This is a genomic window from Gilliamella sp. wkB18 (assembly GCF_001690875.1).
Lineage (GTDB): Bacteria > Pseudomonadota > Gammaproteobacteria > Enterobacterales > Orbaceae > Gilliamella > Gilliamella apicola_A.
Genome location: NZ_LZHM01000053.1, coordinates 1 through 12,823 on the forward strand (window position 1 = coordinate 1; position 12,823 = coordinate 12,823).

Genomic DNA, 12,823 nt, shown 5'->3' on the forward strand with positions numbered 1-12,823 from the left:
AAGTTGGATTATGCCTTCGTATTGTCCAAATTCGGGATATTTTTCGTATAAGCCTGAAAAGTCAAGTTTTTGATTGCCTTCGTAATCTTCGTATTTCCCCTTAGAATCGATATATTTTCGGGCAGCGTAGTTTCCGTCCTGATCAAATGCAAAGTGCATACGGTACTCTTGCTCTTCGCTGCTGTTTCCTGGGATAAATTGATAAAACCAAACTTCTCGTAGAAATAAGGTGCGGTCTTCTTTTACTTCATGAAAAAGATAAGATAAATACTCACGACCTTCATTATCGATAAAATTAACGCCAACATGTTTATTTCTAGGCACTATCGTAACGTAACAATAGGGGTAAAGTGATTTTTCGGAGTGTAATACGCAAAACTCATATCCCAATAAATGCTCATGGTTATATTTAGCTACTTCTTCAGAGGTGAGTTTGCCTTTTTCTACTTTTTTCTCAAATTTAGTATTATTCCATGTGTCCCATCTGCTTACTGAACTTGTTTGGTCTTTTATTTTCTGCATAAAAAAACCTAAATACTTTACTGTCATAGTTTATTTCCTTTATTTGATTTATTTATATATTTTACCTGATACATCTCTTATTGTTACGTTACGTTTTGCCGCGTACTCTAAAACTTCTTTGGAAATTTTTCCGTATTACGCTCGGGGTTTTTAATAACGGTACCGGGGGCGTATTTGCTAGTGAGTTCATCAATATATTTTTTTCAATCTTTTAGAACATTTTTTATTCAAACCAAAAATCAATATCTTTATTTATTTCTTTTGCTACTTTATATTCTAAATCTTGGTTATAATCTAAATAACCGTCTTGATCAAGAAAATAGACGTTTTGCTTGTAATTTTCATTTAATGTTTTTAAAAACTTATTTGCATCATTATGAATTAAATAAATTTTGGGATCATCATGATATATTAAATAAATCTTATTTAAGTCTTTATCCATTGCTATGAAATCAGAAGAATAATTTCTAACAATAGGATAAAAAATTCCTTTTGTTTCTAAGTTATTAGTTATTTTATTCAAATCAAGATAATTTTGATGGTACTCTAAAATATGTATTAATAAAAAACCAGGTACAAAATCCATGAATATTTGGTTATCAATTTCATATTTAGTTCCTGATATTCTACTATAGATTATTTTAAATAATTCAGGGATTTCATTCATAACTTCTTTTAATTTAACTTCCCAATTATTATATATGGGGAGTAAACTTGTGTAATAACCGCTTCTTAACTTATCTGATTGTTGTAAGTACAATATAAATTGTTGTTCCATAATTTTATTCAATTAATTCAATGTCAAAAGTATCGCCAGGTTTAATATCATTTTCTCTATAAAAATTTCCTAAATCCCTTCCTGCTGCTTGATTTTCTGCACTGGCGACTTCTTCTATATGTGCTCCTCTACCTCCTTGTTCTGTTGAGGCATAAGGATATTCATCATAATCATATCCATTCTGAGGAGCACCATTTTTTTTACATATAGCTTTTTGAGATTCATAACGATTCTTTTTAGCAGCATTAGTTCCATTTCCTCGTTTTAAGTTTTTAGTTGGATGACCTTTTTTATCGCATTTTCAATCATTTTAGTATGGTTCGGATATTTTTTTTAGAAATTTGATGAACTCTGTTCTTTATTGCTTCCGAAGTTCCTTTTATTGCATTAATACAAGGCTTAGCATTATGCACCAGCCAAGCGAGTTTGCCGACAAAGTAGGTGTGCCAGTCTTCTATTTGTCTTGTTTAGTTTTACAATTCACATTTAATTTTATTGAAATAAGTTGTACCACTTTTTTATTATAGCTATTTGATTCACTTCTGGGCATATTATTTCTACAATACCTTTCAATTTCTTCACAAAAAATAATATTTGATTGTTTAAGTCATCTTGTGTTTCGGCTGTTATAGAAGGTTTCCAACCAGTAGTTGAAATGTTTTTAATTTCAACTATTTTTTTATCATGAATTAAAAGTAATTTTCTATTTGTTCCTACTTCGTAAAAATCTAAGATATGTTGTTTTTTAACACCTTTTGTGACTTTTAATATATCATCTAATTGTTCCAGAAAAACAGAGAGATCACCAAATACAGTAACGTTCCATACTTCACCTAGTGAATTGAAATAAAACTTTATTTTATGAGTTTGATAAATAGCATCTTCAATGATAGAAAGTGCCTCTGTTAAGGAATCTTTATCATATAACTCAAACTTAAAGTCAGTTAGTTTCGTTAATGGTTTTTCAATGATTAAATCAAATTTCATTTTTTTTTGAGGTATTATTTTAAGGTAAGCTGTAGTTAAAATATTAGTTGAGCCATCAGGATTTTTTATAATAATAGCTTTTGTAGCTTCAACAACTGAACCATCAGGTTTAATCACTTGCCCTAAACCTTTAGGTAAATCTATAATATTCTCTCCTACTTTTAATTTATTAAAATTTTGTTCTATTAATTTAGCTGCTTCTTTATCATTTTTCCATATACCTTGTGATATATTTTTTTCCTTGCAACTTCTTGTAATTTTTTGAAATTATTTTGTCCATGCTTCAAAAATGTATGTCCAAAAGTTTTTACACTTTTAGAAGACCAATTAATAACTCCTTTAATTGTATCAGTACCACAAGGCTTAGCATTATGCACCAGCCAAGCGAGTTTGCCAACAAAGTAGGTGTGCCAGTCTTCTACTTCAAAAGTATAGACTTTTTATATCTCTTATTGTTATGTTATGTTTTGCCGCGTACTCTAAAACTTCTTTGGAAATTTTTCCGCATTACGCTCGGGGTTTTTAATAACGGTACCGGGGGCGTATTTGCTAGTGAGTTCATCAATATATTTTTTTGCTGTTCTTTCTGTTACTTTCCCTAACTGTGTAAATTTTCGGCTTACTATTTCTTTACTGGGTAATAATCTAGTCCTTTTATATTATTATTTTTTAAAAGTTGATATAGCTTTTGCGATACAAAGACTTCTTTATAATTGGCATGACCGGAACCAAAATTTTCTTGAGATACAAAAAAATCAAAATTTCCAGGATGATTTTCAAAAGACGGAAAAAATCCTTTATTGTTTAAATGAAACCTAGTAATTTCCCACTCTGGGATATGTGTTTTCTCATCTATATTATTATCATTTATATTTAATTTAGATGAGGATATTCCTTGTGGTAACAATTGAACTACTGTAACTAGAGGTTTTTGATTACCATACCCAATTACACTTTTGCTTTGTATATTTAGTGGTTTAAATATATTTTCATAAATTGAAGGTGTAGTAAAAAATGTATCTTCAAGCCAATATATTGTTCCTATACCCTTTTTATTCCATTTAGGTTCGCTTAATAGTGAGATATTTCCAATTTGCTTTCCTCTAATAATTCCAAAATGCTCACTTCTTTTTGTTATTTCAAATACATTGTTTAAATAAGGAAAAACATTAAAAGGAAATTTTTCCAATTCATCATTTCCATCTAAGTCTTCTGGTTGAGGATATCCCAATATTTTACTAGACTTAATTGATAAATAATCGGCATTAATTCTTTCGTTTTCTGAAAATTCTGTTTTGACAACAGTAACATAGTTTTTATAGTTGCTTCCGAATATGGATTGAAGTTGCTCGTTCGTTTCGTCATTTTCATAGAATGTAAAAGCATCACATCCCACATCGACATAAATATTTATATTTTTTAATTTACAAACTTCTTTTAAGGAAAAATTTTTAAAAAATCTATATTTTATTTTCATAATTTTAATACTTTTAATATTTCTGGATAGTATTTATATATTTCTTTTGCTACTTTGGTTATAAGTTCTTTAGTAGGTTTAGTTCCGTATGGTATAGCTTTTCTCCATGCATTAGTGAAGATTTGATGTTCTTCTTTTGTTAACACAATAGATAGAATTTCTCTCTTATTTACACCTAATATATTTGCAAATCTTTTTTCAATAAAATGATGAACTTGAAGACCTTTTCCTTTAACTAATGCCTTTAATTCCTTGTAAGATTTTATCCCATATCTTTCTATGAATTTGAATATTCCGCTCAAACAAGGCTTAGCATTATGCACCAGCCAAGCGAGTTTGCCAACAAAGTAGGTGTGCCAGTCTTCTACTTCAAAAGTATAGACTTTTTTCTTAGTATAAAGAAAGTTTTGTCTTTTTACGCGGTACCATTTTTTATTTTTGGTTTTTATGTGGTCTTGTTCGGTGAGGTCGGCGGCATCTTTCCAGCCTTGTTTGGTGTAGAAGGGGTGTTCGGCGGTGGTTTCTATGGTTTCGCCTTCCAGTTCTATTTGTACGGTGGTGTCTATCTGTTTGCGGATTATGGCGGTTACTTTTTTTAGGCTTATCGCCATTGGTTGGGTTTTGCGACCATACCCGATCTCCATCGCGTATTTGTTCTATTTTTTTATGCCTTGCTGTGTGTGAACAGGCCTTCCGGCCGGGAAACAAGCGAATACGCATACTTTGCCGTATCGTATGGCTATGTCGTCGGCTTTTTTGGCAAGGGCTTTGGCTGCTGCTTTAGCACTTGCTTTGGTTAGCAGTTTTCCGCCTGCGGTTAGGGCGGCTTTACTTATTTTGGATGCTGCCTTGCCTACTTTACTGGCCGCTTTGGCCAGTTTTGCTGTTTTTACTGCTACTGAAGCGGCATTTCCTGCGCCAAATGAAAATAAACCTCCTATATCTAGTGCTAAAGAGGCTGCGCTCAATCCAAATCCTACCCAGTCTCCTTTAATTCCTGAACGTACCATACCAACCACACCGCCTGCAAAGGGTACTATTTCTACTGCATCCCACCAACTTAAGCCTTCTTCTTGCGGCGGGTCTTCGGCGTTTTCTTCGGTTAGTTTATCTAAGTCTTCTCGGCTTACGGGGATTTGTCCGCTGGTTATAAATTCTATTTTGCCGCCCAAACTGCACGGTAAGGTGCTTTTATAGAGTAGGGTTTGGTTGCCTTTGACTTTTACTTTGTAGGTGTCTTTCCATTCTAACGGAACCGGTACGCAAGGTTGTTGCGTTTTTTGACATATCCCAAATGCGGGTATATTGGTTATTGGAATTTTATCGGCGGCGGTGCAGACTTTACATCCGTTTATTTATTCTAAAAAGCTAAGGTCTATTCCATAAAATGAATTATTTATGCAAGCTAAGGGAGTTTCTCCTGCTAAGATTGTCACATAATATTGTTGATGATTAAGGCTTGAAAAGGCATATTCAGCCCATTTTTCAGGATTTTTAATTAACTGTAATTCTTCTTTGAATTGTTTTTTTAGTAAATATAAACACGAGCAATATCTTCAAAATACCTACCGATAAAGATCGGCAGGTACACGTTAGATTATTTTAGGTGGTTTGCTGATTTTAAGATTGCTATCAATAATTCCCAATAACGATAAACGCTTTGAATATTAACTTTTTCATCTGGTGAATGCGGCGAAACAATCGTTGGTCCAATTGATATCATATCCATATTTGGGTAACTTTGTTTGAATAAACCACATTCAAGACCTGCATGAATCACCATTATTTTTGCTTGCTGAGAAAAAATTTCGTGATATTTATCTTTGGCTAATTTTAGTAGTTGTGAATCTAAATTAGGTTCCCATCCTGAATAACCACCGCTTATTTCATAATTGGCATTTACGAGTTGACTAAGAGATATCAAAGTTGATACAACCGCATCTTTAGCACTATCGACTTGAGAACGAATTAGAAAATGGACATTAAGTTGATTGTCCTCAATACTGACAATACCTAAATTGAGCGATGTTTCAACCACACCATGAAGTTGATTACTCATTCTAACTACACCATTAGGCGCTGAATTTAACCAGCTTATAATTTTATTTTGATGTTCTGTAGTTAATACGCGTTTTACTTTGTTTGATTCAACTTCCGATAACGTTATTTCGATAGCAGGTTCTACATGACCTAACTCATTATGTAAAATTGTTTGATATTGTTTAACCATGGCTTCTAATTTTGGCAGATCTTGTTTATTTAGTGTAATTTCAATAAAGGCTTCTCTTGGGATTGCATTACGTAGTGAACCACCTTTTATATCAGCTAATCTAAACGAGATATCTTGTGCATATTGCGCTAAAAAACGAGCCATCAATTTAATTGCATTACCACGACCAAGATGAATATCACAACCTGAATGTCCACCTTTTAATCCTTTAAGTGAAATATTCATATAACAATCATGCTTTTCTGGCATTACTGCATAAGTAACGGCAAAGGTTGTAGTAAAGTCAACGCCGCCAGCACATCCTGTAAATATTTCGCCTTCATCTTCAGAATCAGTATTAATTAGATAGTGACTTTTTAACCAATTAGGTTGTAAACCAAAGGCACCGTGCATCCCAGTTTCTTCTGATACTGTTATCAATACTTCAATCGGTCCATGTTCAACAGCAGGATCGATTAAAACGGCTAACGCAGATGCTAACCCAACGCCATTATCAGCACCTAATGTCGTTCCTTTGGCTTTTACCCATTCACCATCGACATAAGCTTGAATTGGATCAGTTAAAAAGTCGTGACTAGTACCTTCATTTTTTTGTGGCACCATGTCCATGTGAGCCTGTAATGCAATTGATGGGCACTCTTCCATACCTTTGGTAGCAGGTTTACTTAACAAAATATTACCTACTTTATCAAGTTTGCAATCAATACCATGAGTATTAGCAAAATCGACAATATATTTAGTTATCATTTGTTCATGGTGAGATGGGTGCGGAATTTTACAAATATCATTAAAAATCTGCCAAACAAATTTAGGCGTTAAGGTAGAAAGCATAATATAACCTCAATATTAAGTATGTAATAAATTAATGAGTGGTTTTTTTTATTGAATCACATTATAATAAGGTGCAATTTTACATCTATTTTTAGTTCATTAATATTTATTTATTCATACAATCGATTAAAATTGCAGGTTACTCAATGTCAACAGATCAAATTTTATTAACAGAAGAAGAAATACAAGCCAAAAAACAACATAAGGCAGAGCTTATTGCTGAAAAGAAAAAATTCAATGTTACTTGGGAAATGTTGCAATCCTATGGGCGCCAACTTTCTGAGCGCTTATTACCTGCAAATCAATGGAAAGGTATTATTGCCGTTAGCCGTGGTGGATTAGTGCCTGCTGCTATCTTAGCCCGAGAATTAAGTATTCGCTATGTCGATACTGTTTGCATTTCAAGTTATGATCATGATCACCAAAGAGAAAAATTAATATTAAAACAAGCTAATGGCGATGGTGAAGGTTTTATTGTTGTTGATGATTTGGTCGATACTGGTAATACCGCTCATACTATCCGTGAAATATACCCAAAAGCTCACTTTGTTACTATTTTTGCAAAACCTGCTGGCAAACCACTTGTTGATGATTATGTTGTCGATATTGCACAAGATACTTGGATTGAACAGCCATGGGATACAGGAGTCATGTTTGTTAAACCTATTAGCGATCATAAATAATTGATAAGGAAGTTAAGGTTGTTATGGCAACTACCGAAAATCTAACTGAACAGATATTTAAACCACAATTTGATTATCCTGAAACTTCAACACTTATCAATCGCATTGATAATAGTAATGGTAGTAGCATTAGCACCTTAGATGGGGAAATTGACTTCAGATGGTATCGAATTATTAATCCCATTTTATGGCATTGGCGTGGATTACCCAAATTAGAGGCTGAAGCGGTTTTATCAAAAATTGCCGCTTCAACTCGAATCCACACAAATGATACCTGCCTAGACACTGTTGTTGGTTATCAATCTGGCAACTGGACCTATGAATTTTTAAATCAAGCGGCAGTATGGCAAGCTAAAGCTGAATCAATTGATGAAGCAAATCTTATAGATGAAAATAAAAATAATTTACACAATTATTATCTTATAGCCAGCATATATGCAAGTATTGCTAGTTATCCTCATTTTAAAAATGACCAGCTAGCAATGTATGCCCAAACATGCGCTTATCAATATTATGCAAAAGCTCTTCAATTTTCGCCATTTTTGATAAAAGAACTGGAATTTAAAGTCGATAATCGTAGTGTCAAAACAATTTTACATTTACCAAAATGCGAAGGGACTTGCCCTGTTGTGTTGATTTGTAATGCGTTAGGCAATTTGCAGATCGATTATTATCGTTATTTTAGTGAATTTTTAGCGCCGCTTGGATTTGCCATGCTAACTGTTGATCTACCAACTGTTGGTTATAGCCGTAACTTTTCTTTATCACAAAATAGTAGCCAAATTCATCAAGCTATATTAGAGCAGTTGTCTTCTGTTCCATGGATAGATGATCATCGGATTATTGTTGCTGGATTTAGGTTTGGTTCGCATATTGCTACACGCTTAGCTTATTTGATGCCAAATAAAATAAAAGGCGTATTTAATTTTACTCCGTTTATTCATCAAATCTTTGTTGATAAAGATCTGCAAAAAAATCTACCGAATAGTTATAAAGATATGTTAGCTAGCCGTTTGGGATTACCTTCAATATCCAACCAACAATTGGCAGCAGAATTAAATTATTTTTCACTAAAAAATCAAGGACTTTTAACTCATTCTTGTCATGTGCCTGTTATGAATATCCTCTTTGAGGGTGATAAGTTAAGTGATCTTTGTGAAGCAAAATTAATTCATTCAACGAAACAAAACAAAGTAGTAACTGTTCCTAAAAAACAATTACAGAAAAGCTTGCATCAAGCGTTAACACAATCAGTAAAATGGATGGAGTCAGTTCTATAATTCACGTTTAAACAAAAGAGTAATATTATGAGCAACAAAAAACAACAAACAATTGTTGTTAAATTAGGTACTAGTGTGCTTACTGGTGGCTCTAAGCAATTAGATAAAGCACAAATAATTAAAATTATTCAACAATGCGCACTTTTACATCAAGATGGACATAAAATTATTATTGTTACATCAGGTGCAATTGCAGCAGGTCGCGAATATCTTAACTACCCCACTCTACCTAATACCGTTGCTTCAAAGCAATTGCTCGCTTCTGTTGGACAAAGTAAGCTTATTCAACTTTGGGAACAGCTATTTTCTATCTATAAGATCTATTATTGCCAACGCCAAAACTCAGCGTCCAAGCACTTGTAATACGCTTGAAACGTTACTAGTCCACCGAATTTTACCAAAACTTTGTCAGGTCATGGCAGATAATAACGTCGTATTACATACCTACCAAGACTGTTATGACATATTAAAAACAGGTAATGCAACTATCCTACCAGTAAAAAATGAAGAATTACAGCAAGAATGGTTATCAAAAGATTTAAACGTGATCATTGTTGATTCACTTGAGCTGGCTGTAGAGCATATCCGCAAATATGGTACGGGTCATTCAGAATCCATTCTCACGCGTAACTTGCTTAATGCAGAACAGTTCGTAAATCAGGTTGATGCAGCTGCAGTTTATGTCAATGCATCAACACGTTTTACTGATGGTGGGCAATTTGGATTAGGTGCAGAAGTAGCAGTTAGTACACAAAAACTACATGCACGCGGACCAATGGGGCTTGAAGCTTTAACTACCTATAAATGGATAGGTTATGGAGACAATTTAATTCGTCAATAATAAGATTCTGTTTAATATAACTGTTCGAGCATTCCGAACAGTTTTTTATGCTTAACCAAACTAATCAAAATTACGCATTAATAATGCATAATTTAAATCGATTTCTTCAGGAATTGGAATATAAACAATATGTCCATCACCTAAACCAGCAGGAACAGGTTGTCCTTTTTTGTTTTCCATTCGCTCAATCGTGAAAGTTTTATTACCCTTCGGTGTCATAATTTCAACGCTATCTCCAACAGAGAATTTATTTTTTACGATAACTTCAGCCAACCCATTTAATCGTTTACCAGAAAACTCACCAACAAATTGCTGCCTTTCCGAAACTGAATGGCTATGTTCGTAGTTTTGCATTTCCTCATGCTTATGGCGACGCAAAAATCCTTCTGTATACCCTCGATGAGCGAGAGCATTAAGATCTTGTAACAAGCGAGGATCAAAAGGCTTACCTTCACTGGCAGAATCAATAGCTTGGCGATACACTTGTGCTGTTCTTGCACAGTAATAAAAAGATTTAGTTCTTCCTTCAATCTTGAGCGAATGGACACCAATTTTTGTTAAATCATCTACTAGTTCCACTGCTCTTAAATCCTTTGAGTTCATAATATATGTACCATGCTCATCTTCATAAGCTTGCATATATTCACCTGGGCGACCTGATTCTTCAAGCATAAATACTTTACTAGTAGTTTGACCAATTCCTAATGTTGGTTCAACTTGTTTTACCGAGATCGGTTCACATTTATGTACAATTTGCCCCACTTCGTCTTCTTTACCCTCAGCAACTTTATATTCCCAACGGCAGGCATTAGTGCATGTTCCTTGATTTGAATCACGCTTATTAATATAGCCCGAAAGCAAGCAGCGCCCAGAATATGCCATACACAATGCGCCATGGATAAACACTTCTAACTCCATTTCAGGAACTTTTTCACGGATTTCAGCAATTTCATCAAGTGATAATTCACGCGATAAAACGACTCGAGTTAATCCCATTTGATGCCAAAATTTTACTGTTGCCCAGTTAACAGCGTTCGATTGTACAGATAAGTGAATTTCCATATCAGGAAAATGTTCGCGAACTAACATGATTAAACCTGGATCTGACATGATGAAAGCATCAGGTTTCATATTTACAATGGGTTCTAAATCACGAATAAAAGTTTTGAGTTTAGAATTATGAGGAGCAATATTAACTACCACATAAAACTTTTTGCCTTGAGCATGGGCTTCGTTAATACCAATTGCTAAATTTTCATGATTAAATTCATTATTACGAACCCGCAAACTATATCTAGGTTGCCCTGCATATACCGCATCAGCCCCATAGGCAAACGCATAACGCATATTTTTTAAAGAACCGGCAGGAGAAAGTAATTCTGGTTTAGCATATAAAAGTGTCATCAAAAATGCCTCTGATTTCAAGTCAGTATTACATATTAAGTAATAGGTTAAGCAAAATAGAGGGCATTTTACGCTTTAGAATTTTGATTGGCAAATATATATTATCAAAGCAATCAAAGTATCACCATATTTAGCTTTATTTAAAAGCAAAGCAAATAAATCAGCTATTATCAGCATAGCAAATGTTTATAAGCCTACTGCACTAAAAGTTAATAAATATCTTATTGTATAAAGACAGAAAATTAAATTATAGATAAAACATTTATTGCAAATAATTTAATCAGCATTATTAAGTAAAGGTAAATATTCACTCCAGCGATATTCCCTAATAGGCATAGGTTTAGCCCCATTAAAATATAAAACTAATGCCGGTTTAATGTTATTCCAATTATCTACAAATTCATACCGAATAAGACAACCTTTTTTTATTAGATTCTTTGCTTTCGCATGATAATTAAAATAGCTCATAGCCTATCTCAATAAACTAAAAAATAAATATTAAAAACATGTTGACATATTTAAAGTTAATATAAATCGTTAATATACAATATTTGATTAATGACAAATTCGCATAAAGTGATTATAAGATTATTCTAAATAAAGATTATTAAAATGGAGGCGCGTCCCGGAATCGAACCGAGGTAGACGGATTTGCAATCCTTAACTCACACATTAAAAAACAACAACTTATAAATAAATCAATATTTTACAATGTCAATAAAGGTCTTTAATGGTCGATAAGGGGCAACTCGACCGCCATTTTACCGCCATTTTTTAGCGTTTAATTAGTGGATTTAATGCCGCTGCTTCCTCCAAGTGATCGGGTGCAAAGTGAGCATAACGCATTGTGACTTTAATATCAGTATGCCCAAGTATTTTTTGTAGTACCAAGATATTGCCCCCGTTCATCATAAAATGACTAGCAAAAGTGTGGCGTAATACATGAGTTAGTTGTCCGTCGGGCAAATCAATGCCGCACTTCTCAATCATTTTTCGAAAGTATTTATCACTAATAGTACATTTAAATAGCTTGCCCTTGGTTTTGGGTAATTCGTTTAATAGCTCTTGCGCGATCGGTACTGAACGGTTACGCCGTCCTTTTGTTTTGATAAATGTAATCCGACCGTCTTTTATTTGTGATGCAGTCAGATCGCATATTTCAGACCAACGCGCCCCAGTTGACAACCCTATCTTTACTTTAAGTAACAGTTCTTTATCTGTGCTTAACGCAGCTTCTGTTAGCACAGCATCGATCTGCTCTGCTGTAAGGTACGCCATTTCTTGCTCTGTTGTTTTGAACTGTTTTATATTTTCCAAGGGATTTGGCTTGTCCCACTCTCCAAGTCTTTTTAGCTCATTAAAGACGGAGCGTAAATAAACAAGCTCTAAGTTCAATGTCCTTTTTGATACTGTTTGTTTAGATTTTACTCTGTAAATTTCACCGCTTAATCGCTTTTGTCTATAATTTGTAAAATCCTTTGTAGTGAAGTTATCGGCAAGTGGATCCCCTAGGCTTTCACAAATAAAGTCTAATATCCGCTTTTCTCTCTCGCCGTCCGCTAGTGTTTTTCCATGTGATAAATACCACGTATTCACTAAGTCAGACAAACGCCGCCGATCTTGCTTTTCAGCAATCCAAGGCTTGGTAGCTGCTCGTTCTTCGATATAGCTTTCATAGGCAAGCGCTTCGCCTTTTGTTGCAAAGGTTTTGCGGATGCGCCTGCCACCCTCTAAGTATTTTTCAAACAGCCATTTGCCGTTGGATTGCTTGCGTACGCTCATCCCAGAAT

General features: G+C 34.0%; 11 protein-coding genes and 4 pseudogenes. 4 read left to right on the plus strand and 11 right to left on the minus strand.

Going from position 1 to position 12,823, the window contains the following annotated elements; translation table 11 throughout:
• From A9G48_RS05550 to A9G48_RS05585, 9 genes and pseudogenes are all read right to left on the minus strand, one after another.
• Nucleotides 1-549: hypothetical protein (locus A9G48_RS05550; protein WP_065575904.1), on the minus strand; the 549-nt coding region annotated here is incomplete at its 3' end.
• A 196-nt stretch (nt 550-745) separates the two neighbouring features.
• Nucleotides 746-1,300 (minus strand): hypothetical protein, encoded by a 555-nt coding sequence (locus A9G48_RS05555; RefSeq protein WP_081299248.1) that lies wholly within the window; start codon nt 1,298-1,300, stop codon nt 746-748.
• A gap of 4 nt (nt 1,301-1,304) precedes the next feature.
• A pseudogene (locus tag A9G48_RS12170) lies at nt 1,305-1,526 on the minus strand (NucA/NucB deoxyribonuclease domain-containing protein); the annotation flags it as partial.
• Nucleotides 1,527-1,792: 266 nt separating this feature from the next.
• A complete protein-coding gene (locus tag A9G48_RS05560; RefSeq protein WP_065575905.1) occupies nt 1,793-2,404 on the minus strand; it encodes a hypothetical protein in 612 nt (203 codons plus the stop codon).
• 505 nt (nt 2,405-2,909) lie between these two features.
• Complete coding sequence (locus A9G48_RS05570; protein ID WP_034945445.1) at nt 2,910-3,764, minus strand: hypothetical protein; 855 nt, start codon at nt 3,762-3,764, stop codon at nt 2,910-2,912.
• On the minus strand, nt 3,761-4,408 hold the full coding sequence (locus tag A9G48_RS05575; protein ID WP_034945443.1) for a polymorphic toxin-type HINT domain-containing protein: 648 nt from the start codon (nt 4,406-4,408) through the stop codon (nt 3,761-3,763). Before A9G48_RS05575 ends, A9G48_RS05570 begins: the two co-directional genes overlap by 4 nt.
• A gap of 12 nt (nt 4,409-4,420) precedes the next feature.
• Nucleotides 4,421-4,732, minus strand: coding sequence for a hypothetical protein (locus A9G48_RS11945; protein WP_255309147.1), 312 nt, complete (start codon nt 4,730-4,732; stop codon nt 4,421-4,423).
• A gap of 180 nt (nt 4,733-4,912) precedes the next feature.
• Nucleotides 4,913-5,119, minus strand: a pseudogene (locus A9G48_RS12175) (PAAR-like protein); the annotation flags it as partial.
• A 242-nt stretch (nt 5,120-5,361) separates the two neighbouring features.
• Nucleotides 5,362-6,825, minus strand: coding sequence for an aminoacyl-histidine dipeptidase (locus tag A9G48_RS05585; protein WP_034945439.1), 1,464 nt, complete (start codon nt 6,823-6,825; stop codon nt 5,362-5,364).
• Nucleotides 6,826-6,971: 146 nt separating this feature from the next.
• Between A9G48_RS05585 and gpt the strand changes: the two genes are divergently transcribed.
• From gpt to A9G48_RS11815, 4 genes and pseudogenes are all read left to right on the plus strand, one after another.
• Nucleotides 6,972-7,508: a xanthine phosphoribosyltransferase gene (gene gpt / locus A9G48_RS05590; RefSeq protein WP_080715877.1), complete on the plus strand. Its 537-nt coding sequence runs from the start codon at nt 6,972-6,974 to the stop codon at nt 7,506-7,508.
• 23 nt (nt 7,509-7,531) lie between these two features.
• On the plus strand, nt 7,532-8,788 hold the full coding sequence (locus tag A9G48_RS05595; protein ID WP_065575907.1) for an alpha/beta hydrolase: 1,257 nt from the start codon (nt 7,532-7,534) through the stop codon (nt 8,786-8,788).
• A gap of 27 nt (nt 8,789-8,815) precedes the next feature.
• A pseudogene (locus A9G48_RS11810) lies at nt 8,816-9,121 on the plus strand (amino acid kinase family protein); the annotation flags it as partial.
• Nucleotides 9,108-9,629 (plus strand): annotated as a pseudogene (locus tag A9G48_RS11815) (gamma-glutamyl-phosphate reductase); the annotation flags it as partial. The pseudogenes A9G48_RS11810 and A9G48_RS11815, both read left to right, overlap by 14 nt.
• A gap of 60 nt (nt 9,630-9,689) precedes the next feature.
• Here the strand turns inward: A9G48_RS11815 and trhP are convergent.
• Entirely contained in the window at nt 9,690-11,033 is a 1,344-nt protein-coding gene (trhP, locus tag A9G48_RS05605) for a prephenate-dependent tRNA uridine(34) hydroxylase TrhP (RefSeq protein WP_034945434.1), read from the minus strand.
• Nucleotides 11,034-11,807: 774 nt separating this feature from the next.
• On the minus strand, nt 11,808-12,815 hold the full coding sequence (locus tag A9G48_RS05615; protein WP_065575908.1) for a phage integrase: 1,008 nt from the start codon (nt 12,813-12,815) through the stop codon (nt 11,808-11,810).
• Between the last annotated feature and the right edge of the window lie 8 nt (nt 12,816-12,823).